Source organism: Uliginosibacterium sp. 31-16, assembly GCF_030730865.1.
GTDB lineage: Bacteria > Pseudomonadota > Gammaproteobacteria > Burkholderiales > Rhodocyclaceae > Uliginosibacterium.
The window spans coordinates 1,393,603-1,414,311 of record NZ_JAVALZ010000001.1; the positions used below are offsets into that span (position 1 = coordinate 1,393,603).

22 protein-coding genes, 1 tRNA gene, 1 other RNA gene and 2 riboswitches are annotated in these 20,709 nt (G+C 63.4%); of the genes, 13 read left to right on the forward strand and 11 right to left on the reverse strand.

What is annotated here, in order from left to right; translation table 11 throughout:
• Nucleotides 1–35: 35 nt before the first annotated feature.
• Nucleotides 36–1,856 carry a TonB-dependent vitamin B12 receptor gene (gene btuB, locus Q9Q94_RS06465; protein ID WP_305979203.1) on the reverse strand — a complete coding sequence of 607 codons (1,821 nt, stop codon included), beginning with the start codon at nucleotides 1,854–1,856 and terminating at the stop codon, nucleotides 36–38.
• A 108-nt stretch (nucleotides 1,857–1,964) separates the two neighbouring features.
• Nucleotides 1,965–2,190: riboswitch (cobalamin riboswitch) on the reverse strand.
• A gap of 76 nt (nucleotides 2,191–2,266) precedes the next feature.
• Here btuB and Q9Q94_RS06470 point away from each other — a divergent pair.
• The 5 genes from Q9Q94_RS06470 (at nucleotide 2,267) to Q9Q94_RS06490 (ending at nucleotide 4,759) form a co-directional block, all read left to right on the forward strand.
• Complete coding sequence (locus Q9Q94_RS06470) at nucleotides 2,267–2,470, forward strand: hypothetical protein (RefSeq protein ID WP_305979204.1); 204 nt, start codon at nucleotides 2,267–2,269, stop codon at nucleotides 2,468–2,470.
• Entirely contained in the window at nucleotides 2,470–2,772 is a 303-nt protein-coding gene (locus Q9Q94_RS06475) for a cell division protein ZapA (protein ID WP_305979205.1), read from the forward strand. The genes Q9Q94_RS06470 and Q9Q94_RS06475 overlap by 1 nt, the downstream gene beginning before the upstream one ends.
• Before the next feature lie 98 nt (nucleotides 2,773–2,870).
• Nucleotides 2,871–3,052: non-coding RNA, 6S RNA (gene ssrS / locus Q9Q94_RS06480), on the forward strand.
• A gap of 516 nt (nucleotides 3,053–3,568) precedes the next feature.
• Nucleotides 3,569–4,411, forward strand: coding sequence for a neutral zinc metallopeptidase (locus tag Q9Q94_RS06485; RefSeq protein WP_305979206.1), 843 nt, complete (start codon nucleotides 3,569–3,571; stop codon nucleotides 4,409–4,411).
• A 147-nt stretch (nucleotides 4,412–4,558) separates the two neighbouring features.
• On the forward strand, nucleotides 4,559–4,759 hold the full coding sequence (locus Q9Q94_RS06490) for a hypothetical protein (protein WP_305979207.1): 201 nt from the start codon (nucleotides 4,559–4,561) through the stop codon (nucleotides 4,757–4,759).
• Nucleotides 4,760–4,859: 100 nt separating this feature from the next.
• On the opposite strand, the gene Q9Q94_RS06495 is transcribed toward Q9Q94_RS06490, so the two are convergent.
• Nucleotides 4,860–4,933, reverse strand: a tRNA-Gly gene (locus Q9Q94_RS06495).
• 132 nt (nucleotides 4,934–5,065) lie between these two features.
• On the opposite strand from Q9Q94_RS06495, the gene thiS reads away from it, so the two are divergent.
• The 4 genes from thiS to ruvC are packed head-to-tail and all read left to right on the forward strand — an operon-like array spanning nucleotide 5,066 to nucleotide 7,384.
• A complete protein-coding gene (gene thiS / locus Q9Q94_RS06500; protein ID WP_305979208.1) occupies nucleotides 5,066–5,269 on the forward strand; it encodes a sulfur carrier protein ThiS in 204 nt (67 codons plus the stop codon).
• 24 nt (nucleotides 5,270–5,293) lie between these two features.
• A complete protein-coding gene (locus Q9Q94_RS06505) occupies nucleotides 5,294–6,079 on the forward strand; it encodes a thiazole synthase (protein WP_305979209.1) in 786 nt (261 codons plus the stop codon).
• Nucleotides 6,080–6,087: 8 nt separating this feature from the next.
• Nucleotides 6,088–6,813, forward strand: a complete 726-nt coding sequence (gene trmB, locus Q9Q94_RS06510) for a tRNA (guanosine(46)-N7)-methyltransferase TrmB (RefSeq protein ID WP_305979210.1) — start codon at nucleotides 6,088–6,090, stop codon at nucleotides 6,811–6,813.
• A 1-nt stretch (nucleotide 6,814) separates the two neighbouring features.
• Nucleotides 6,815–7,384: a crossover junction endodeoxyribonuclease RuvC gene (gene ruvC, locus Q9Q94_RS06515; protein WP_305979211.1), complete on the forward strand. Its 570-nt coding sequence runs from the start codon at nucleotides 6,815–6,817 to the stop codon at nucleotides 7,382–7,384.
• 119 nt (nucleotides 7,385–7,503) lie between these two features.
• Here the strand turns inward: ruvC and Q9Q94_RS06520 are convergent, their stop codons facing one another.
• From Q9Q94_RS06520 to Q9Q94_RS06530, 3 genes are read right to left on the reverse strand one after another with little or no spacing between them, the layout of a single operon-like run.
• The gene (locus tag Q9Q94_RS06520; protein WP_305979212.1) at nucleotides 7,504–8,199 is read right to left on the reverse strand and encodes an aspartate/glutamate racemase family protein; all 696 of its coding nucleotides are present in this window, start codon (nucleotides 8,197–8,199) and stop codon (nucleotides 7,504–7,506) included.
• Nucleotides 8,200–8,207: 8 nt separating this feature from the next.
• On the reverse strand, nucleotides 8,208–8,999 hold the full coding sequence (locus tag Q9Q94_RS06525; protein WP_305979213.1) for a PhzF family phenazine biosynthesis protein: 792 nt from the start codon (nucleotides 8,997–8,999) through the stop codon (nucleotides 8,208–8,210).
• Nucleotides 8,996–9,466, reverse strand: a complete 471-nt coding sequence (locus tag Q9Q94_RS06530; protein WP_305979214.1) for a hypothetical protein — start codon at nucleotides 9,464–9,466, stop codon at nucleotides 8,996–8,998. The genes Q9Q94_RS06525 and Q9Q94_RS06530 overlap by 4 nt, the downstream gene beginning before the upstream one ends.
• A 138-nt stretch (nucleotides 9,467–9,604) precedes the next feature.
• On the opposite strand from Q9Q94_RS06530, the gene Q9Q94_RS06535 reads away from it, so the two are divergent.
• Nucleotides 9,605–11,032, forward strand: coding sequence for a PLP-dependent aminotransferase family protein (locus tag Q9Q94_RS06535; RefSeq protein WP_305979215.1), 1,428 nt, complete (start codon nucleotides 9,605–9,607; stop codon nucleotides 11,030–11,032).
• 144 nt (nucleotides 11,033–11,176) lie between these two features.
• On the opposite strand, the gene Q9Q94_RS06540 is transcribed toward Q9Q94_RS06535, so the two are convergent.
• The gene (locus tag Q9Q94_RS06540) at nucleotides 11,177–12,616 is read right to left on the reverse strand and encodes a carbonic anhydrase (protein WP_305979216.1); all 1,440 of its coding nucleotides are present in this window, start codon (nucleotides 12,614–12,616) and stop codon (nucleotides 11,177–11,179) included.
• A 99-nt stretch (nucleotides 12,617–12,715) separates the two neighbouring features.
• A complete protein-coding gene (locus Q9Q94_RS06545) occupies nucleotides 12,716–13,249 on the reverse strand; it encodes a hypothetical protein (protein ID WP_305979217.1) in 534 nt (177 codons plus the stop codon).
• Between the two features lie 115 nt (nucleotides 13,250–13,364).
• A riboswitch (TPP riboswitch) is annotated at nucleotides 13,365–13,466 on the forward strand.
• Nucleotides 13,467–13,571: 105 nt separating this feature from the next.
• Here Q9Q94_RS06545 and thiC point away from each other — a divergent pair.
• The 3 genes from thiC to Q9Q94_RS06560 all read left to right on the forward strand — a co-directional run bounded on the left by thiC (nucleotide 13,572) and on the right by Q9Q94_RS06560 (nucleotide 17,154).
• Nucleotides 13,572–15,485 (forward strand): phosphomethylpyrimidine synthase ThiC, encoded by a 1,914-nt coding sequence (thiC, locus tag Q9Q94_RS06550; protein WP_305979218.1) that lies wholly within the window; start codon nucleotides 13,572–13,574, stop codon nucleotides 15,483–15,485.
• Nucleotides 15,486–15,567: 82 nt separating this feature from the next.
• Nucleotides 15,568–15,792: a hypothetical protein gene (locus Q9Q94_RS06555; RefSeq protein ID WP_305979219.1), complete on the forward strand. Its 225-nt coding sequence runs from the start codon at nucleotides 15,568–15,570 to the stop codon at nucleotides 15,790–15,792.
• A 231-nt stretch (nucleotides 15,793–16,023) separates the two neighbouring features.
• Nucleotides 16,024–17,154: a PQQ-dependent sugar dehydrogenase gene (locus tag Q9Q94_RS06560; RefSeq protein WP_305979220.1), complete on the forward strand. Its 1,131-nt coding sequence runs from the start codon at nucleotides 16,024–16,026 to the stop codon at nucleotides 17,152–17,154.
• Nucleotides 17,155–17,413: 259 nt separating this feature from the next.
• Here Q9Q94_RS06560 and Q9Q94_RS06565 read toward each other — a convergent pair whose 3' ends face one another.
• The 4 genes from Q9Q94_RS06565 to Q9Q94_RS06580 form a co-directional block, all read right to left on the reverse strand.
• A complete protein-coding gene (locus Q9Q94_RS06565) occupies nucleotides 17,414–19,036 on the reverse strand; it encodes a methyl-accepting chemotaxis protein (RefSeq protein WP_305979221.1) in 1,623 nt (540 codons plus the stop codon).
• A gap of 139 nt (nucleotides 19,037–19,175) precedes the next feature.
• Nucleotides 19,176–19,643 carry a PaaI family thioesterase gene (locus Q9Q94_RS06570; RefSeq protein WP_305979222.1) on the reverse strand — a complete coding sequence of 156 codons (468 nt, stop codon included), beginning with the start codon at nucleotides 19,641–19,643 and terminating at the stop codon, nucleotides 19,176–19,178.
• Between the two features lie 178 nt (nucleotides 19,644–19,821).
• Nucleotides 19,822–20,112: a hypothetical protein gene (locus Q9Q94_RS06575; RefSeq protein WP_305979223.1), complete on the reverse strand. Its 291-nt coding sequence runs from the start codon at nucleotides 20,110–20,112 to the stop codon at nucleotides 19,822–19,824.
• Between the two features lie 212 nt (nucleotides 20,113–20,324).
• Nucleotides 20,325–20,708, reverse strand: a complete 384-nt coding sequence (locus tag Q9Q94_RS06580; RefSeq protein ID WP_305979224.1) for a hypothetical protein — start codon at nucleotides 20,706–20,708, stop codon at nucleotides 20,325–20,327.
• Nucleotide 20,709: the final 1 nt, after the last annotated feature.

Here is a 20,709-nt window from a genome sequence, read left to right on the forward strand (position 1 = left end):
GTCGCAGCCGGCGGGGCGCCGGCTGCGGGCCGATCTTACTTCGGTTGGTAGCGCACGGTCACGAAAGCGCCGATGCCAGGCTGGTTGTAGCCATCGATCGTTTCATAGCGTTTGTCGAGGGCATTCTCGATGCGGGTCTGGACGCGCCACTCCTTGTCGATGCTGTATTCGGCGCGTAGATCCAGTGTGGCATAGCCGCCCAGCTTTACCGTGTTGGCGGCATCGTTGTAGCGTTTGCCGACCGCATTCAGACTGGTACCGAAGGACCACGCGCCAAACGGCTGGTCGATGTCGAAACGGGCTGACTGACGGGCACGCCGCACGAGCAGCTTGCTGTTGCTACCTGACACGTCCTTCGGGTCGAGGAAGGTCACGCTGGCGGCGAGTTTTGTATCGCCAAATCGTTGATTGGCGCCAAGCTCCAGACCTTTGATGCGTGCGGCAGAAACGTTGTCGGGCGCCCAGCGGTAAGGGTCGGCGGGAGTCGGGGCGGGTGCCCAGGCGATGAGGTTCTTCACGTCAGTACGGAAGGCGCTGATCTGCCAATTGAAGTCGCCACGCTTGCCACTGGCACCGATCTCGCTGCTGCGGGATTTTTCTGGCTGCAGATCGGGGCTTTCTGCGCCCGGCCAGTACAGGTCATTGAAGGTGGGTGCCTTGAACGCCGTGCCATAACTTGCACGCAGGCGCAGGGCAGGCGAAAAGGTGTAGCCCGCAGCTGCACTGCCTGTGTTGTGATGCCCGTATTGTTCGTTCTTGTCGTGGCGTGCGGCAAATTGCAGATCGAAGGCCCCCAGATCTGCCAGGTATTGCGCGAAGGCAGCCTGGTTGGTGCGTTTGCTGCGCTCATACGGGGTTGAGCTGAGTATCTCGTCATACTGATAGTCGAGGCCGGCGACGAGCTGGTGACCTTTGCTCAAGGTAACATCGTTCTGCCATGCGGCCTGAGACCGGCGGGTATCAAAGCGGGAGTAAAACTTCTCGTTCGTGAAGTTGCGGCTGGCGTCCAGACTTTGTGCCAGACGGACGCTGCTGCTGTAGTTGTCGTTCGGGACGAAACGCAGGTTGCCGCCATAAACATCTTGTTGAACGTCGCTTGAATTGGGGCTGCCATCGTTCTCGTTGCGGCCTTCCGTATGCAAAGCCTGCAGGTCGAAACTCAGCTTTTCACCGATGCGGCCGCCACCGCGCACACTGCCCGAGTTGCGGGAGTAACCGTCCCGGTCGCCCTCGGTGTAGTTGTTGCGGGCATTGATGCCACTGGTTGTGAAACCGGAGGTGGCGAGGTTCAGCCAGGCGTCCGGCGAGCCAAACCCGCCAGCCGCCGCGCCTTCGAAGGTATGGCGGGTGCCGCCGGACAGACTGATGCTGAGAGGCTGGGGGCCTTTTTTCGTAAAGATCTGCACTACGCCACCAATTGCTTCCGATCCGTACAGGCTGGCACGCGGGCCACGCACGAGCTCGATGCGTTCGATCAGCTCGACCGGGATGTCCTGCAGCGAGGCGCTGCCGCTGGTGGCTGAACCGACCTTTACGCCATCAATCAGCACCAGAGTGTGACCATCGCTGGTGCCGCGCAGGAATAATGAAGTTGCCTTGCCGGGACCGCCGTTATTGACCAGTTGCACGCCCGGCAGGCCACGCAACAGGTCGGAGACGGACTGGACTTGTTGTTGTTCGATCTCCTTGCGCGTGATGACGGTGACCGAAGACAAGGTTTCGTCAGCGGTGCGCGCCACGCGATTGGCGGTGACGACAACCGGCTCAAGCTCGGTTTCCTGCGCTTGCGCGAAGACTGATGGGGACAGAACCAGCGCAATAGCCGCTGGCAGGACTTTGTTGCGATTGAATTTCAAGACGAAGCTCCTTCCGTGCCGCCCGCACGGGTGATAGATAAGGGCGGGGTGTCGGGAAGGAGAAAAGGCGGATCGCGAACAGGCGTTCCGGTCATCGCCCTCCGCAATGCACCTCGTTGGGCTTCGGGCCGGTCTCCGGACTCGCGAGTGAAGAAAGACTCTTCCAACGCAGCGCCTTCCCGTGCGAAAGCACAGTGGCTGCCTGCTGCGTCTTGACTCGCTTACCGTTGCGGGGGCAGTGCCGGCTTGGCCGGCTTCATGTGAAGGGCGCACCGGCTTCCCGTTTAATCTGCGTGAAAGGCTTCGCGCAGACACCTGAAGCAGGGCGGATTCTACCGTACGGCATCTGACGCGTCGATCAAGGCGGCTTGCCTTGACCTGCTTCCGGCCCCGGCACTACCATCCCTGTCATGGATGCCGAACTGACCAATCTGGAAAGCCGACTTGCTTCGCTGCTTGAGGCATATCAGGGCTTGCGCAGCGAAAACCGCGAGCTGACTGCTCGCGTTGCAACCTTGCAGGTTGAGAATCACCGCTTGGCCGAAAAGGTTGGTCTGGTGACTGACCGGATTGAGCGTTTGCTGGCCCGCCTGCCCGTCGAGGATGAAGCCTGATGGCAAACGAAACCATTGCCATCCAGATCATGGGTCGGGACTATCAGGTCTCGGTCAAGCCCGAAGAAAAGGAAACCTTGCAAGCGGCCGTCGTGATGGTTAACGACAAGCTGCAACAGTTGCTCGGCAAGAACTCCTCGGGCAGCGAATCCACTGCGGTGATGTGCGCGCTGATGATTGCGCATGAGGCGGTGGTGGCGCAGCGTACGTCTGTTCTGGACATGCCTGCGTACCAGCGTAGAATTGTTGCCATGGTCGAAAGAATCGATCAGGCTTCAGCTGTACAGGAGAAGCTTTTTTAGACCGGCTGTGAAGTCAGGGGATGTCCTCACAGAAGTTTGTGGATTCCTGACCCATAAAGATATCAAGGGTTGCATGCAACATGCGCGGCCCAGCAGGCTTTCCCCTGCGGTGTTCGTTGGAGCCTTAAACTCCTTGAACCAATGTCTACGTGACATGGTTGTCGGCCCACCAAGCCGCTGTTGTGAGCGCCCCTTAGCCGGGTGCACCTGAAGCGGCCGGGTAGATGACCCCCTGAACCCAGGTTCAGGAATACGGCTCGACGGCACATGTGGGGGAACCTATACGGGGCGCGGAACATTTGTTCCGCGCCCTTTTCGTTGACGCACGGATTTGTTGCAGACGTGTTGCGGGAAAACCACGATAAAAAAGTTTTTAGGGAAAAAGCAAAACTGATAGCCCCATTAGTTCAAATGATGTGTAAGAATGTTTTCACCACGGAGTCAGCTCCGCGCCGACAAGCGCCAGGGCACACCATGGGGAGTGAGGAGACCGGCGTTCCATCAGAGAACGCCATATAAGTGACCGCACCTGCTGCAGTTTGGGTAGCGATCAGCGCAGCAGCACCGGCAGCCGGGCCCGTTGGGGGCCCGGTTTGCGAAACAGTTTATGACCGTAGCCAGTGGCTGCGGTTGCGGGCGAGAGACCGCAAGAAGGGGGAGGGAAATCCGAGACGGATTTCCTCAATTTGGGACGGGAAGTCACTGAAGTGGCTTCCCGTTTTTTTTTCGCCCCGTTTTTGCCTGCATCCCCGTGTGCCAGAATGCAATGAACACCTGATCCTCAAGAGAGGCAAACATGCGTTTCGAAGACGGCGGAGAAAGCAGCAATGTCGAGGATCGGCGTGGTGGTCGGATTGGAGGTCGCTCGATCGGGATAGGCACTGTGGTGCTGGCAATTGCCGCCTGGTATTTCGGTATCGATCCGAGCTTTCTGTTGAACGGCACCGAGGTGTCCTCTGTGTCGCAACAGGATGCCCGTCCGGTAAATGCCTCTCCCCACGAAGAAGCGCTCAAGCACTTTGTTTCGCAGGTGCTGGCCGATACTGAAAAGACCTGGGGCATCTTGTTCCGCAATGCCGGCAAACAGTATGTCGAACCGCGGCTGGTACTTTTTCGGGGCGCTACCGAAACTGCGTGTGGCACCGGACAGGCCGCGATGGGACCGTTCTATTGCCCCGCTGACGAGAAGGTTTATATCGATCTCGGTTTCTACGACGATTTGCAGCAGCGTTTCAAGGCTCCTGGCGATGCGGCGCAGGCTTACGTGATTGCCCACGAGGTTGGGCATCATGTTCAGAAGCTGCTTGGCGTTTCCGAAAAAGTGCAACAGGCACGTTCGCGTCTGCCCGAGGCGCAGGCCAATGCACTGTCAGTAAAGCTCGAGTTGCAGGCAGACTGCCTTGCCGGAATCTGGGTGCATTACGCGAATCAGGAACGGCAAGTGCTCGAGGCCGGAGATATTGAGGAAGTGCTTGGCGCAGCAACGGCAATCGGCGATGACACGCTGCAGAAAAAGGCGCGTGGCTATGTCACTCCTGACAGTTTTACTCATGGATCATCGGTTCAGCGGATGCAGTGGTTCAGGCGTGGATTCGATAGCGGCAGCCTCAAGCAGTGCGACACTTTTCAACGCAGTTAGTCCGCAGAACCAGGCGGGTGGCGGGTTTACCCACGATGGGGAATGCCCGGGTTTCTCGAAAACCCTGATAAATATCAGCGCTTTCCTTGCATAGCATGAAGTACAGGCAACAAGGTTCCTGCTTCATTTTGCCAAGGAGGAGTGATCATGAGACTGATGGAAGCTGCGTATCCTGGTATCGAGCACCAGAAATACCGTGATGATGAAGTGTGCGAACAGGAAGGCCTGCATGACGAAATTGCTCCGCCTGACAGACTGACACACCTGCTTGGTGATCGTGTAACAGGCCCGCGGGGACGGAGTGAGGATTTTGATATGCAGATGCTGCTGAAGGGCGGCCTGATGTAGTAGAAAACAAATCTGGCCCATAGCGAAGCCCGCGCAAGCGGGCTTCTGTTTTCTGGCTGCCGCAAAAAACAGAAAGGCCAGCTGCGGGCTGGCCTTGAAGTGGAGCGGGCGATGAGAATCGAACTCACGGCTCTAGCTTGGGAAGCTAGGGTATTACCATTATACGACGCCCGCTCAAGCTGCCTTCTTGCAAGGCAGGCCGCGATTGTAGGGCCGGGCACGGCCCTGCGCAAGCCTTGGCTTTCGGGCACATGTTAAACTCGGCGCCGCTTCGGGCCTGCCTTCATGGCCCGCGAAAGAGCCCTCATGCTGCATATCACCCTCAATGGCGAAGCCCGCCAGATGCCCCCTGCCAGCACCGTGCTGAACCTGCTTGAAGAGCTCGGGCTCGTGGGCAAGCGGCTTGCTGTTGAACGTAACGGCGAGATTGTGCCAAAGGGCTTGCATGCCACAACCGTGCTGGCTGATGGTGATGCGCTCGAAATCGTCGTTGCCGTTGGCGGCGGTTGATTCACTCTTCTCAGGACTGCAAAAATGACCGATCCGCTGCTGATTGCCGGCCGTGAATACCATTCCCGTTTGCTGGTAGGTACCGGCAAGTACAAGGATTTTGACGAAACCCGCCGGGCGATTGATGCCTCCGGTGCGCAGATCGTTACCGTTGCGGTGCGGCGCGTGAATCTTGGCCAGAACGCCAACGAGCCGAATCTGCTCGATGCGCTGCCGATGAAGGAGTTCACCTACCTGCCGAACACCGCAGGCTGCTACACCGCCGATGAGGCGATCCGTACCCTGCGTCTGGCGCGTGAGCTGCTCGATGGTCACGATCTCGTGAAGCTCGAAGTGCTGGGCGACCAGACCACGCTCTTCCCGAACATGCCCGAAACCCTGAAAGCCGCCGAAGTGCTGGTGAAAGACGGTTTCAAGGTCATGGTCTACTGCTCGGATGATCCCATTCAGGCGAAGATGCTCGAAGACATCGGCTGTGTCGCGGTGATGCCTCTGGCGTCGCTGATCGGCTCCGGCATGGGCATCCTGAATCCGTGGAACCTCAAGCTGATCATCGAGCAATCGAAGGTGCCGGTGATCGTTGATGCGGGTGTCGGCACAGCCTCGGACGCTGCGATTGCCATGGAGCTGGGTTGTGACGGAGTGCTGATGAACACCGCGATCGCCAAGGCCAATGATCCGGTGCTGATGGCTGGCGCGATGCAGAAGGCGGTCGAAGCCGGTCGCGAAGCTTTTCGCGCCGGGCGCATGCCACGCAAACTTTACTCGGCTACGCCGAGTTCGCCGACCACCGGTTTGATTGGTAGCTGAGTCACTGCATGAACGAATCTGATAACAAGCCCGGGCAGGAAACTGCGGGCGAGCCTACCGGCCGTTTCTCGCGCCAGCCCATCCGTTCCTTCGTGCTGCGCCAGGGCCGTATGTCCGACGCGCAGAGGCGCTACATGGACGAACTCTTGCCGCGCTTTGCGATTCCCTACAAGCAAGCGCCGCTGGATTACGCTGCCACCTTCGGGCGCAAGGCGCCGGTTGTGCTGGAGATCGGCTGCGGCATGGGCGACACCACCGCGAAGATCGCCGCCACTCTGCCGGATACCGATTTCATCGGCATCGAGGTGCACGGCCCCGGCGTGGGCAATCTGTGCAAGCTCATCGACGAGCAGGGCCTGACCAATTTGCGCGTGATGCAGCACGACGCGACCGAAGTGGTGCGCGACATGCTGGCGCCCGATTCGCTCGCCGGCATCCATGTTTATTTCCCCGATCCCTGGCCGAAGAAGCGTCACCACAAGCGGCGTATCCTGCAGCCCGCCTTCGTGCGCCAGCTCGCCGAGCGCCTGACTCCCGGCGGCTATCTGCACTGTGCGACGGACTGGGAAGAGTATGCCCAGTTCATGCTCGAAACCCTTTCGGCCGAGCCGCTGCTGCAGAATACTGCGGCCGACTACGCCCCCAAACCTGATTACCGTCCGCTGACCAAATTTGAGGCGCGCGGTCTGCGCCTGGGGCATGGCGTATGGGATCTGGTCTTCAAGCGGGTGTGAGGTGAGCGCACCGCTCGCACTTCCCTTCACCCGCATCCTCGGCATCGACCCGGGTCTGCGCATCACGGGTTTTGGGGTCATTGAACGCCAAGGCAGTCAGCTGCATTACATCGCCAGTGGCTGCATCAAGTCGCCGGATGGCTCCTTGCCCGAGCGCCTGAAGGTGATTCTGGCCGGGGTGCAGGAAGTCGTCGACACGTATCACCCGGCCGAGGCGGCGGTCGAAATTGTCTTCGTGAACGTCAACCCGCAATCCACGCTGCTGCTCGGGCAGGCGCGCGGCGCGGCGATCTGCGGCTTGGTGAGCCGTGATCTGCCGGTGGCTGAATACACGGCGCTGCAAGTGAAGCAAGCGGTGGTCGGCTACGGCAAGGCCAACAAGGAGCAGGTGCAGCACATGGTCAAGCGCCTGCTGCAGCTCGAAGGCGACCCGCAGGCCGATGCGGCCGATGCACTGGCGGTGGCGATTTCCCATGCGCACGGCGGCAGCATGGCGGGGGGGCTGGCGACGGCGGTCAAGAGCGCGCGCAAGCGCGGTGCCCGCCTTACAAGCCTGCCGGTGCGCAAGTAGCTGCCTGAAGAGCCGCATCGGGCAAGCCCCTTCGGCATGCCATGCCGAAGACCTTTGCTGGTCCTTCCTGAGCGGGCTGGCCGGCTGAAGAAGTCCGCCATAGGCGGGTCTCCGGCCTGTCAGTGATCAGCCAGCGCCCAGCGTGCAATGTATCCGGCGTGGATCAGCCCGGTGTCGAAGAGTGGCAGTGCACAGTCACCGGCCTGCAGCAGCATGGGGATTTCGGTACAGCCCAGCACGATGCCCTCCGCCCCGCGTGCGGCCAGGGCGGCCACGATGGCTTGATACGCGGTGCGTGATTCGGCGCGAATGATGCCCTGACACAATTCCTCGTAGATCACCCGGTGCACGATCTCGCGCCCGGCTTCGTCTGGTACGATGGCTTCAATGCCGTGCAGCAGCAGGTGATCCTGATAGAAGCGGTCTTCCATCGTGAAACGCGTGCCGAGCAGACCGACCTTGCGCAAGCCGGCCGCGCGGATCGGGCCAGCCGCCGCATCGGCGATGTGCAGCAGCGGGATGCCGGCGAGCTGCTCGATCTCGGCCGCATGCCGGTGCATGGTGTTGGTACAGATCGCGATGCAGTCCGCCCCGGCGGCCTTGAGCGCGGCGCCGGTCTGGCCGAGCAGGCGGGTGGAGGCATCCCATTCGCCGGCCTTCTGCAGTGCGGCGACTTCGTCGAAATCAAAACTGTAGAGCACGATCCGTGCGGAATGCAGGCCACCGAGCTGGGCACGGACGGCTTCATTGATGATGCGGTAATACGGGACGGTGGATTCCCAGCTCAATCCACCCAGCAAGCCGATGGTTTTCATGACGCGACTCAGTATTCAATGAACAGGGTGGCTTGCGAAAAGCTCAGTGCCCGGCCTGCCAGCAGCACGCGTGCGCCCTGCAGGCTGCAGTGCAGCACCCCACCGCGGGCCGAAAGCTGGTGAGCCTGCAAGGTAGTGCGGCCCAGCCGCTTTGCCCAGAATGGCGTCAGCAGGCAGTGCGCCGAGCCGGTGACCGGATCTTCCGGTACGCCCATTTTGGGCGCGAAGTAACGGCTGACGAAATCCACCTCGCGACCGGGCGCCGTGACGATGACGGCGCGCTTGTCGAGGGCGGCGATCAGGCCGATATCCGGCTGCAGGGCGCGGATCGCGTCTTCGTCGGCGAACACGGCGAGATACACGTCTGCCGCCAGCAGCTCCACAGGCGCAGCGCCCAGCGCCGTCGACAGCGCTGCCGAGGGGGCGCACGCAAGCGCTTCGCGGGCCGGAAAGTCCATGACCAGCATCTCGCCGTCACGCCGCACCGTGAGCGTGCCGCTGCGGGTGAAAAACGCGATCTGCTGGCCGGTGTAACCCAGCTGCGAAAACAGTACATGGGCACTGGCCAGTGTGGCGTGTCCGCACAGATCGACCTCGGCCCGCGGCGTAAACCAGCGCAGGCGGAAGCCCTCCTCTTCGGCCACGAAAAAGGCGGTTTCCGACAGATTGTTCTCTGCTGCAATCGCCTGCAGCAGAGCGTCTTCCGGCCAGTGAGCGAGCGGGCAGACCGCAGCCGGGTTGCCGCTGAACGGCCGGCTGGCGAAAGCATCTACCACGAACTGCTGAATCCCGTTTTTCATTGCAGCACCGTTCTTTCCCCCGTTCTGCCATCCCGGTCATGGATCAGCGCGAAGGAATTCATGCCGACCTGTGCGAAGCGGCTGCCCAGCCCCGTGACCAGTTCGCTGCGCTCAATCAGGCGCAAGCTGTAGGCATCGTAACAGTAGGCCGCATCGTCACCGAGTACCCACAGGCGACGGCCGCTGGCATCCAGTGCCACATCCAGCACCTGGTGGCGCTGGGGCGCGCGCAGCATGCCGAGCTCGCCCACCGTGTTGCGCAGATGCAGGACACGGACGGCGCCATCGGCTTGAGCCACAAACAGCACCTGACGGGCGGCATCAATGGTTTGCTGCGGAGCATCTGCATTGCGGATCGACTCGCCCACCAGGGCCAGCAGACACGGAACGCCAATACAGGCCAGCACCAGGGCCGTGCGGCTGGCCCAGCGCTGGAAGCGGGATGATTCAATGAATTCTCCGGACATGCTCGCTCTCCCTTTGTGCTGTTGTGCGACTGGACAATACCGGACACTTTTCTGATATAACCGATACACATTGGCAGGCAATCCTTCGCTCTGTACCGGTCGGGGCGCCGGGCCAGCCTTGTTCAGAAAGGGAGTCACATGTTGCAGATCAGTCTTTCCGCCCAGAACGGGATTCCCCTTGTGGACCAGATTGTCACGGCTGTCCGGGGGCAGATCGATGACCGCGTACTGCGCCCCGGCGCGCGCCTGGCGGCGATCCGCCAGTTCGCCGAGGCGCATGGCATCAGCCGCTTCACGGTAGTCGAGGCGTATGACCGGCTGGTTGCGCAGGGCTATCTGCAGTCGCGGCGCGGCTCCGGTTTTTATGTAGCCAACCGCAGCCTGCCCGAGGTGGCGCCGACGGCGGCACCTGCGTCGATGGAGCGGGGGGCTGTAGATGCGGCCTGGCTGATGCGGCAGGCACTGGATGCGGGCGCCGAGGGCCTGCGGGCGAGCGCTGGCTGGCTGCCGCGCAGCTGGCTGGACGAGGAAGGCGTGCGTCGCCAGCTGCGCGCCATGCTGCGCAATCCCGACACCAACCTCAGCGATTATGGTCGTCCGCAAGGCTACCTGCCGCTGCGCCAGCATCTGCCCTTCAAGCTCGGCGAGCTGGGCATTGCTGCCCAGCCCGGACAGATCGTGCTGACCCATGGCGCCACGCAGGGGCTGGACATGGCGATCCACCACTTCGTGCGCCGCGGAGACACGGTGCTGGTCGATGACCCTGGCTATTTCTCGCTCTTCGGCTGTCTGCGCCTGCACGGCGCACGCCTTATCGGCGTGCCCTGGACGCCGGAGGGGCCGGACGCGGCCATGCTTGAAAAGCTCGCCGCCGAACACAAGCCGAAGGTCTATTTCACCCAGTCGGTGCTGCACAACCCGACCGGTGCCTGTCTTTCGCCGGCGAATGCCTATCGCATCCTGCAGTGCGCGGAGCGACATGATTTCCACATCGTCGAAGATGACACCTACTGCGATTTTCATCCCGGCGTCACGACCCGGCTGGCTGCGCTGGACCACCTGCATCGGGTGGTCTACATCAGCTCGTTTTCCAAGACGCTGTCCGGCAACCTGCGCGTGGGTTTCGTGGCGGCACGGCCGGACATTGCCGAGGCGCTGACCGACATCAAGGTGCTGACCAGTCTGGCGACACCCGAAGCGGCGGAAGACATGGTCCACCGCATGCTCACCGAAGGGCACTATCGCAAGTACGTGGAGCGCCTGCGCACGCGGCTGGGCGAGGGCTGTGCGCGGGCCCTGCGCATGCTGGACCGGGTGGGGCTCACGCCTTTCATCGCACCGCAGGGTGGGATCTTCATCTGGGCGCGGATTCCGGGGGTGGACGATGCGGTCGACCTGGCAGCCGCGGCCGCGCGCGAAGGCATCATCCTCGCGCCGGGTACCCTGTTTCGCCCGCAGTCACAGGCCTCGCCCTGGTTACGCCTGAACGTGGCCTACGCGGCGGATGTGCGGCTGGAGCGTTTCCTGAAAAAGACCCTGGCGGCGGTGTCGACTACCGAGGGCTGAGCGTGGAGAGCCGCGTCTGGCGGGCCTCTTCAGGCAGACCGGCTGGAAAGGCTTGTGTGGCGCGGGTCTTGCGGCATGCATGCCGGCAGCCATTTCCAGGAGCGGGTCTCCGGCAATCGTGCTGAAACGTTTGCCGCAGGCGGCTCAGCGTGATTCCTTGATCACGCGTCCGGCAGGGTTCTGCACGGGGCGGGCGTTGTTGGCGTAGAAGCGCGCGAATACGCCGATCTGTTCTGCCGAGAGCTGGACCGGCTGCTTGAGCACCAGCCACAGCACGCCCTCGGTGCACGGCGGCGTGGTCAGCGAGCCCATGTAGGCGAAGTAATCGCGGCGCGCGGGCAGCAGGTCGGCAATCTGGAGCGGTGTTTTCGGGGTGTATTCCGCGTTCTGTTCAAGCGGCAGGTTGTTCCACAGGGTCTGGATGAAGGGGTTGGCGCTGCCGCCTTCAAGCAGCACGGAAACCACCGCCAGCTTGCCGTTCAGATCCTTGTGCACAAGGTGCGCCACCATGTCGAAGGCGCGCCCTTCGATGCGTTCTTCCGAGGGGCGGTGGAAGTGGAACTGCACCAGTTCGAACTCGCGCCCCATCACTGCAAGGCGGGAGCCCTGACCGTAATTCACCTGAATCGTGTGGCCGTTGTCGATGATGCGGAAATACGAAGGCTTGTAATCGAACTGGATCGCCTCCTGGTCGACCTTGATGCCCTCGCGGATGTCGATGGGCGATTGCCGCGTGCCGGTGCGGCAGGTGCTGTTCTCCGGGCTCAGCGAGCCCCAGAATTCCGGGCCGGTCTCTCCTTCGTAGCTCCAGTGGGCATGCGGATTGTGCGCCGGTGGGAGTGGCGCGGCGACGCTTGCCGGCTCGGGGCTGCGGGCTTTCGGCGCCTTCGGTGCGACCGGCTTCGGGCTGTACGCCGGTGGCGGGCTGCTGCGATAGGTCGTCATGGGGGCGGTGCTGGTGCGTGGCGCGACCCCGGCGGCCGGGCTGACTGGCTGCGCCGCTTCGGCCGGGATCTTTTCAGCAGTTTTCGGGGCTGGTGTGTCGGATGCCGGGGCGACATCCTTGACCAGTTTCAGGTCTGCACGGGCCATTGGTTCACGCGTGCTGCCCGGGCGATTCTGGACGGACTTGGCCGCTTCTGCGGCGCGACGCTCGGCTTCGCGCGCCAGTTCGTTCAGATTCAGGTTTTTGGTCTTGGCCTTGACCGGCTGCGGGCAGACCGTGTTGAAAAAGCGCTCATCCACCGTGCCGGGGCGGACTGGCGTGGCGACTTTTGCATTAACGGCCTCTTCGTGCAGCGCTTCATCATCGGCCGACAGATAGACCCGTTTGACGATGGTGAATGAGCGGGTGTGGCAGTCGTAGCGGTTCAGGGCGCGCACCGTCTTGTAGCCGGCCTTGGCGGCTTGCGCATCGCTCAGCACGATGCGTCCCCAGGCGACCTTGCTGCCATCATCGGAGTCCATCACGCTGCCCCGGTCGATCTCTACCGTGCGCAGCTTGTCGCTGGCCACGGACACCCAGTCGGCGCCCATGGCAGGCAGGGCGAGAGATAAAGACAGACAGGCAAACAGTTTGCGCATGGCGGCACCCGGGGCATTCGACGACCAATCGGGTTTAGCGGCAAAAACCGGGGCAATCTTGAGGCCGGCGCCCTGTGAAAGTGGCCGGAACCTGACCGTTCAGGGCAGCACGAAGAAGCGGTACAGCTTGGGCAGGCCCTCGCGCAGGATGATCCGGTCGCGCACCAGTGCCGGCTCGCGCACATACACCTGCACCTTGGCCGAGGGTTGGGCGAGCAGGGTGTTTGCGTCGCACAGGATGGCGTCGCCGCTCTGCTGGCGGTAGCTGCAGTACTGCAGCCAGTCCGGCCCGCTTGGGGCATTTGCCGGCGCCGCCTTGGCGGACGCGCGGCGCGTGCTTGCCGGAGCGGGAGCACTGGCAGGCAGTGCTTCCGTGGTGTCTGCCGGCCGTGCCGGTTTGGCGCTCACCTTGCCCGGCTTGCTGGCCGGCGCGGGTGCCGGGCGTGGCTTTGGCACAGGCTTGGGGGCCGCCTGTGGCAGCGGCGGATAAGGCAGCTCGTCCACTACCGGCGCCGGGGCAGGCGCTGGTGCGGGAGGTGGGGCCGGGGCCGGCTCGGGCTTTTCCTCAAGCAGGCTGCAGGCGGTGATGGCCTGCAGAGCCAGAGCGAAAAAGCAGAGGCGGGTCTTGTACATGCTGAATCCGGGGAAACAAGGAATGGACGAATTAACGACCGTCTGCTGCGGGGGCTTAGCGTTGGGCGACGAAGGGCAGGCGGTTGCCTCGGCGCGAGGTTTTCAGTATGGTGCAGCGATTCGCTGGGGGTCCATCGGGGTGTGTGCCGGTGGTGAGAGAGTCCCTTGGAACCTGATCCGGGTCATGCCGGCGTAGGGAAGGCGAGTGCCGCGGCTCCGCGCGCACGTCTTCATTCCAGCTCCCGCGCAATATTTCCCCTCCTCCGTTTTTGGGAGAGGCGACAGAGCGTCGCGCTGCGACCGAATGAAGATTGGAGCCCCAATGAACGCAAAAGAACAATTCATCGCCGCGTCAGCCCACGTTGACGAAGCCGCGATTGCCCCCCTGCCGAATTCCCGCAAGGTCTATTTCACCGGCTCGCGTGAAGACATCCGCGTGCCGATGCGCGAGATCACCCAGAGCGATACGCCCACCGGCATGGGGGGTGAATCGAATCCGCCGATCTACGTGTATGACTGTTCCGGCCCCTACACCGATCCGGCCGCGAAGATCGACGTGCGCAACGGTCTGGCTGCCTTGCGTGCAAAGTGGATCGAAGAGCGTAGCGACACCGAAGTGCTGCCGCATCTTTCCTCCGAATACGGGCGTGGCCGCGAGGCCGACCAGAGTCTCGACGAGCTGCGCTTCAATCTGCAGCGCAAGCCGCGCCGCGCCAAGCCCGGCGCCAACGTCAGCCAGATGCACTACGCGCGCAAAGGCATCATCACGCCGGAGATGGAATACATCGCGATCCGCGAGAACCTGAACCGCGCCGCCTACATCGAATCGCTGAGGGCCAGCGGGCCGAACGGCGAGAAGATGGCCGCCTTCATGGGCCGCCGTCACCCGGGCCAGAGCTTCGGCGCGGCGATTCCGGAGGTGATCACGCCCGAGTTCGTGCGCGACGAAGTCGCCCGTGGCCGCGCCATCATCCCGAACAACATCAATCACCCCGAGAGCGAGCCGATGATCATCGGCCGCAACTTCCTCACCAAGATCAACGCCAACATCGGCAACAGCGCGGTGTCGTCGAGCATTCAGGAAGAAGTCGACAAGCTGACCTGGTCGATCCGCTGGGGCGGTGACACGGTGATGGATCTGTCCACCGGCAAGAACATTCACGAGACGCGCGAATGGATCCTGCGCAACTCGCCCGTGCCGATTGGCACCGTGCCGATCTATCAGGCGCTGGAGAAGGTGAATGGCAAGGCCGAAGACCTGACCTGGGAAATCTTCCGCGACACGCTGATCGAGCAGGCCGAGCAGGGCGTGGACTACTTCACCATCCATGCCGGCGTGCTGTTGAAATACGTGCCGATGACGGCCAGCCGCATGACCGGCATCGTATCGCGCGGCGGCTCGATCATGGCCAAGTGGTGTCTGGCGCACCACAAGGAAAACTTCACCTACACGCACTTCGAAGAGATCTGCGAAATCATGAAGGCCTACGACGTGGCCTTCTCGCTCGGCGACGGCCTGCGTCCCGGCTCGATCTGGGATGCCAACGACGAAGCGCAGCTCGGTGAATTGAAGACGCTCGGCGAGCTCACGCAAATCGCGTGGAAGCACGACGTGCAGGTGATGATCGAAGGCCCCGGTCACGTGCCGCAGCAGCTCATCAAGGAGAACATGGACCTGCAACTGGAGTGGTGCGACGAAGCGCCGTTCTACACGCTCGGCCCGCTGACCACCGACATCGCGCCGGGCTATGACCACATCACCTCGGCGATTGGCGCGGCACAGATCGGCTGGTACGGTTGTGCCATGCTGTGCTACGTGACGCCCAAGGAACACCTCGGCCTGCCGGACAAGGACGATGTGAAGGCCGGCATCATCGCCTACAAGATCGCCGCCCACGCCGCCGATCTGGCCAAGGGCCACCCAGCCAGCCAGATCCGCGATAACGCGATGAGCAAGGCGCGCTTCGAGTTCCGCTGGGAAGACCAGTTCAATCTCGGTCTCGACCCGGACACCGCGCGTTCCTACCACGACGAAACCCTGCCTGCCGAAGGCGCCAAGGTCGCTCACTTCTGTTCCATGTGTGGCCCGCACTTCTGCTCGATGAAAATCACCCAGGACGTGCGCGACTTCGCCGCCGCGCAAGGCATCAGCGAGATCGATGCGCTCAAGCAGGGCATGGAAACCAAGTCGGTCGAGTTTGTGAAGAAAGGCGCCGAGGTCTATCACAAAGTGTGATCGGCGCTTTCCGCAACACCTGCAACGGGCCGCTTTTGCGGCCCGTTTGCGTTGGGGCAGCTGATCCGTAAGGAGACTCATCATGCGCAAGCCCGAGATCAAGGTTGCCGACCTCATCGCCGAAGCCCTCTACCAGCCCGAGCCGCCCGCACTGCCGGGCGATGTGGGTGACGACAGCGTCTTCGCCACCGAAACCCATCCCGAAGGCCTGCGCTACGGCGAGCAGCCTCATCCGCCCGGCACCGTCCAGCATGGCGCCATTCTCAAGAAATCCGGATCAGGGAATGGCGATATTTCGATAGGCTGAAGAGCCGCTTGTGGCGGGCTTCTTCAGCCTGCCTGCCGGCGCCGGCAGGCGCTGTGCTGCTCTTGCCGCAAGGTGGCTGGAGATCATTGCTGGATGCGGCTTTGCGCGAGGCCTCCGGGTGAATGCCGGTTTTGGCCTGGCGACGAAGCGGGCGATTGGCGCGATTGGCGCGCGGTGCGGAACCTCCGCCGGATCAATTTGCCGAAAGCGGATCGTGACCGGAGAACTCTCATGCGCCTGCCTCTTGCCCTGACCCTGCTCGCCTGCCTCGGCAGCGCCCACGCTCAGACCCCCACCGCTTTGCGCTGCGATGCCAGCGTCGCGCCCAGCGCAGGGCGCGTACAGCTCACCGAAATCGCCCGCGGGCTGGAGAACCCCTGGGCACTGACCTTCCTGCCGGATGGGCGAATGCTCGTCAGCGAGCGCCCCGGCCGCCTGCGCATCGTGACCGCCGACGGCAAGCTCTCCGCTCCGCTCGCCGGGGCGCCGGCGGTGATGGCACGCGGGCAGGGCGGCCTGCTGGATGTGGCGCTGGACCCCGAGTTTGCCCGCAACCGCATCGTCTACCTCGGCTACGCCGAAGCGGGCGAAGGCGGTGCCGGCACCGCGATTGCGCGTGCCCGGCTCGATGACGCCGGGCTGGCTCTGCGCGAGCTGCGCGTGATCTATCGCCAGACGCCGAAAGTCTCCGGCAACGGCCACTTCGGCGTGCGCTTTGCCTTCGGCGCCGACGGCAAGCTGTACGCCGCGTTCGGCGAGCGGCAGAAGTTCGAACCCGCGCAAGACCCGCAGCAGAGCCTCGGCAAGGTCTTGCGCCTGAACCCGGATGGCAGCGTGCCGGCCGACAACCCCTTCGCCGGCCGCGCCGGCTGGCTGCCCGAGCTGTACTCACTGGGCCACCGCAACCCGCAAGGCCTCACCCGCGAGCCGGGCAGCGACCGGCTGTGGCTGGTCGAGCATGGCGCGCGTGGTGGCGACGAGATCAATCTGCTCAGCGCCGGCAGCAATTACGGCTGGCCGGTGATCAGCTACGGCGTGCACTACACCGGCTTCAAGATTGGCGAAGGCCAGAGCAAGCCCGGCATGGCCCAGCCGCAATGCTACTGGGACCCCTCCATCGCTCCCGGCAACCTCGTCTTCCACACGGGCGACAAAGCCGCCGGCTGGCGCGGCAACCTGTTCGTCGCCGCCCTCAAGGATCAGGCCGTGCACCGTCTCACGCTGGACGGCAGCCGCATCACCGGCGCCGAGCGCATCCCTGTCGGCAAACGCGTGCGCGACATCCGCGTCGGGCCGGACGGCGGCCTCTACCTCACTACCGACGAGACCGACGGGCAGATCCTGCGCCTCAGCCTGCAGTGAAATGGCAGGGTTGTGTGTGATAGCCTGAAAAGCCGCATGGGGCGGGCGTCTTCAGCAGGCCTGCCTGTAAACGCGCGCTATCTTTGGCTTAGCGGGATGGCTTGCTGAAGAAGCAGTCTGCATGCGCCTTTGTGGGCAGCATCAATGATCGGCTGTGCTGCCGGCCGCAGGCAGTGTTTGCCTTGTTCAGGGGCGATTTTCCGGCAAAGCAGACGGGCCGCGATTGCGGCCCGTTTTTCCTGGTGCGATGAATGCCCGTTCAGAGTTTGTAGGTCTGGACGATCTGCTGCATCGAGGCCGCCAGCGTATCAAGCTCATGGGCGGCGGCGGCGCTCATGGCAGCGCCTTCGTTGCCGACTTCCGCCATCTGCGCGATGCGCTCGACCTGCTGGGCAATGCTGTGGCTGGCGGCGCTCTGTTCGCGGATGGCGTCGGTGATCTCGCGCACCATCTCCACCGCCTGACTGCTCGTCTCGCTGATGCGGGCGATGGCCTGACTGGCGCCCTCGGCGCGGCTCACGCCGATACTGACGCGATCGACGGCAATGGCCATGCTGTTAACCGCGTCCTTGGCGCCATTGCGCACGCCGTCGATCATGGTGGTGATTTCGCGAGTGGAGTTGGCGGTGCGTTCGGCGAGCTTGCGCACCTCATCGGCCACCACCGCGAAGCCGCGGCCCTGTTCGCCGGCGCGGGCGGCTTCGATCGCGGCGTTGAGCGCCAGCAGGTTGGTCTGGTCGGCCACTTCGCGGATTACCGCCACGACCGAGGAGATCTTGTCGCTCTCGGCCTCGACGATGCGGATGCGCGAGCTGGTTTCGTTCACGGTGCTGGCGATTTCGTGGATGTCCTGCACGGTCTGGCCGATGATCTGGCCGCCTTCCTGCGCATGCCGGCCGGAGTCCTGCGAGAGCTGGTTGGCCTCCGAGGCGCGGTCGCCGATGTGGCCGATGCTGACGGTCAGCTCTTCGATGGCGGCAGCCATGGCCGAGGCGGATTCGCTCTGCTGGCCGGAAGACATGGACACCTGTTGCGCGGTGCCGGCCATGTGGCGGGACTTGCCGGCGACATCCCTGGCGTTTTCGCCGAGGTGCTGCAGATTGCTCTGCATCGAGCCGATCAGGCGGTTCAGGCTGGCGCCCATCCGGCTCAGTTCATCCTGGCCGGCTTCCGGCGCGCGGATGCGGAAATCGCGCTCGCCTTCGATGCGGGTAATCGCACCCTGCACACCGGCGAGGGTGCTGCGGATGCTGCGCACCAGCAGCAGGCCGAAACAGGCAATCAGGCCCACGCCGATGATGATGACGGCCCACGAGATGCTGCGATGACGGCTTGCAGCGGCTTCCGCTGCGGTGCGATCCGCTTCGATGTCCTTGAACAGCTGCTCGTAGTGGGCGTTGAGGCTGCGCGCTGCATCGGCCGAGGTCTTCACGACGGCATTGATCAGCTTCTTGGCCTCAGGATCATTCGGGATGTTCTGGCGATTCTGCGCAACGACGGGCGCCAGCGAGGCTTCGAAAACCTTGAGGCTCTCCTTGTCGGCCTCCAGCATCTCCCGATCCTTCGGGTCGGAGACGAGCTTCTCGTAATTGCCCACCTCTTCCCACAGCACGGCCATGCTCTTGGTCATGGCCTTCTCGATCTTGTCCATCTCCTCGGTGGTTTCGGCCCTCGCGTGGTTATAGACATGCACACGTACGCGCAGCGACTGTCCGATGATCCGGTGCAGGGAATTCACCTGCGGCACGGTGACCGACTGGGCCTTGCGCAGCGAATCTGTCAGCGAACCCGTGGCCAGCATGCCGACCAGGCCGACGGTCAGCGCGGTGATCGCTGAGAAGATGACGATCAGGAGCAGGCGGAAGGCGATGGTGGTTTTCATGATCTGTTTGCGGGGAATGCGGGCGAGCTTCTGTTTGCGGCAATCTGCGCCACATCTTAAGTGTGTACGACGAAAAAAATTATGGTTTACCCGTATCAAGATGTCGGTTCAAGCTGCAAACCAGAGACGGCACTGCAGCTCAACTGGCGTGGGGCAAGGGGATCAGGGCAATGGGGGCGCTGGCAGTGGCGACAGGTTTGCCGTCGGTGCTGCTGAGGGTGGCGCGGGTGTGGATGAGCAGGCGCCCGGCGCGTTCGACTTCGGCGTCGACGGTGAAATCGCCGGCCAGGGCGGGGCGCAGGTAGTTGGTGGTCTGGGTGACGGTGGCGAGCGTGTGGCCGGTGTCGGTGCGGGTGAAGGCGGCGAAGATCATGCCAAAGTCGAGCATGGCAGCGAGGATGCCGCCTTGTACAACGCCGTTGCCCTGGGTGAATCCGGTGTCGATGTGGAAGCTGGCGCGGACGTGGTCGGGCCGGCAGGCTTCGATCTGCATGCGGAAGCTCACCGCAAGCGGGTTGGTGGTGACGGCGAGCGGGGCGAGGCCGGGGGCGAGGAGCAGGTGGTGGATGAGGGCACGTTCGGGGTGGTCGGCGAGGCTGGCGGACATGGTGGCTCCGGCGTGAGCGTGGGCATGTCGGGAGTGTAGGCGTCCGCCCCGGCCGGGACGGACACGTCTGCCTGAGGGTCTGCCGCCTGGTGCTGCCAGAAGGAGGCCGGAACGGGGCGCTCGCGCCAGCGCCGGCGCGCTTGCCGAGGCTGGGGGCGCAGAGGGATGACAATGCCCATCAGCGTGGGGCCGGTGGCGGGCTGCCGTTGCCGCCGGGACGCCCGCCCTTGGGTGCGGCGGCGAGAGTCCCGTTGCTGGTCTGGCAGATGCCGGTGAAGGTTTCGCCCTTGCGTCCGGTGAAGCTGACTTCGCTGCCCTCGGTCTTGCCCTTGCAGGCTGCGACCGCCTCGGGTGGTGGGCCCGGGGGCTGAGCGCTGCCGCCCGAGCTGCTGCTGGATGTGGCGGCGCCGGTGGCGAGGCTGATGAGCAGGAGCAGCAGGCCGCTGCCGTACACGAGAGGTCTGGACATGAACACGCTCCACGAAGTGGCTGGTCAGGCCAGTATTGGCGGGCGTACGCCACCCTGCCAAGCGACTTCGCAGCGATTCACGGTTTTTTGCATGGTCTTGCAAGTGAGGCGCCGGGAGAGCCGCATGCAGCCTGGATGAGCGGGCTGCATGCCCGGAGAACAAGGCTGCGTGCGCCTGTTCAGGGCACACGCGGAAGCCGGGTGCGGGAGGCTCAGCCCTTCACGAACATCGTGACCAGCGGCTGGTTGCCGACCTGGCGGCTCCAGTGACCGTGGATCGAGGGGTCGAAGGTGGCGCCTTCGGGCAGCACGTCGGCCGAGTAGAAATGCTCGCCAGCCAGAAACACGCGCGAGCTGCCGTCGGCCAGACCGATCTCCATGCCACCACCGAGGATGAACACCCATTGCGGGGCACCGGTGCAGTGCATCTGGCTGCGGAAGCCGACCGGGCTCTGGCGGAACTGCACGCCGCTGGCGGCTTGCACTTGAGACAGGCGCGAGGCTGGCGTGCCTTCGGTCAGCGGGATTTCCTCGTCGCGAAAACGCGCACGGCCGTCGGTATCGGTGTACAGGATGACTTGGGTGAAGGTGGTCATG

Bases quoted from the DNA above. Each gene is read 5' to 3' on its own strand.
- Q9Q94_RS06475 (WP_305979205.1), top strand. From the start codon at position 2,470: ATGGCAAACGAAACCATTGCCATCCAGATCATGGGTCGGGACTATCAG.
- Q9Q94_RS06525 (WP_305979213.1), bottom strand. From the start codon at position 8,999: ATGAAAAACGGGATTCAGCAGTTCGTGGTAGATGCTTTCGCCAGCCGG.
- trmB (WP_305979210.1), top strand. From the start codon at position 6,088: ATGAACGAATCTGATAACAAGCCCGGGCAGGAAACTGCGGGCGAGCCT.
- Q9Q94_RS06470 (WP_305979204.1), top strand. From the start codon at position 2,267: ATGGATGCCGAACTGACCAATCTGGAAAGCCGACTTGCTTCGCTGCTT.
- Q9Q94_RS06545 (WP_305979217.1), bottom strand. From the start codon at position 13,249: ATGTACAAGACCCGCCTCTGCTTTTTCGCTCTGGCTCTGCAGGCCATC.
- Q9Q94_RS06520 (WP_305979212.1), bottom strand. From the start codon at position 8,199: ATGAAAACCATCGGCTTGCTGGGTGGATTGAGCTGGGAATCCACCGTC.
- Q9Q94_RS06555 (WP_305979219.1), top strand. From the start codon at position 15,568: ATGCGCAAGCCCGAGATCAAGGTTGCCGACCTCATCGCCGAAGCCCTC.
- Q9Q94_RS06535 (WP_305979215.1), top strand. From the start codon at position 9,605: ATGTTGCAGATCAGTCTTTCCGCCCAGAACGGGATTCCCCTTGTGGAC.
- Q9Q94_RS06540 (WP_305979216.1), bottom strand. From the start codon at position 12,616: ATGCGCAAACTGTTTGCCTGTCTGTCTTTATCTCTCGCCCTGCCTGCC.
- Q9Q94_RS06530 (WP_305979214.1), bottom strand. From the start codon at position 9,466: ATGTCCGGAGAATTCATTGAATCATCCCGCTTCCAGCGCTGGGCCAGC.
- Q9Q94_RS06580 (WP_305979224.1), bottom strand. From the start codon at position 20,708: ATGACCACCTTCACCCAAGTCATCCTGTACACCGATACCGACGGCCGT.
- thiS (WP_305979208.1), top strand. From the start codon at position 5,066: ATGCTGCATATCACCCTCAATGGCGAAGCCCGCCAGATGCCCCCTGCC.
- Q9Q94_RS06490 (WP_305979207.1), top strand. From the start codon at position 4,559: ATGAGACTGATGGAAGCTGCGTATCCTGGTATCGAGCACCAGAAATAC.
- Q9Q94_RS06565 (WP_305979221.1), bottom strand. From the start codon at position 19,036: ATGAAAACCACCATCGCCTTCCGCCTGCTCCTGATCGTCATCTTCTCA.
- Q9Q94_RS06560 (WP_305979220.1), top strand. From the start codon at position 16,024: ATGCGCCTGCCTCTTGCCCTGACCCTGCTCGCCTGCCTCGGCAGCGCC.
- Q9Q94_RS06485 (WP_305979206.1), top strand. From the start codon at position 3,569: ATGCGTTTCGAAGACGGCGGAGAAAGCAGCAATGTCGAGGATCGGCGT.
- thiC (WP_305979218.1), top strand. From the start codon at position 13,572: ATGAACGCAAAAGAACAATTCATCGCCGCGTCAGCCCACGTTGACGAA.
- Q9Q94_RS06575 (WP_305979223.1), bottom strand. From the start codon at position 20,112: ATGTCCAGACCTCTCGTGTACGGCAGCGGCCTGCTGCTCCTGCTCATC.
- Q9Q94_RS06570 (WP_305979222.1), bottom strand. From the start codon at position 19,643: ATGTCCGCCAGCCTCGCCGACCACCCCGAACGTGCCCTCATCCACCAC.
- Q9Q94_RS06505 (WP_305979209.1), top strand. From the start codon at position 5,294: ATGACCGATCCGCTGCTGATTGCCGGCCGTGAATACCATTCCCGTTTG.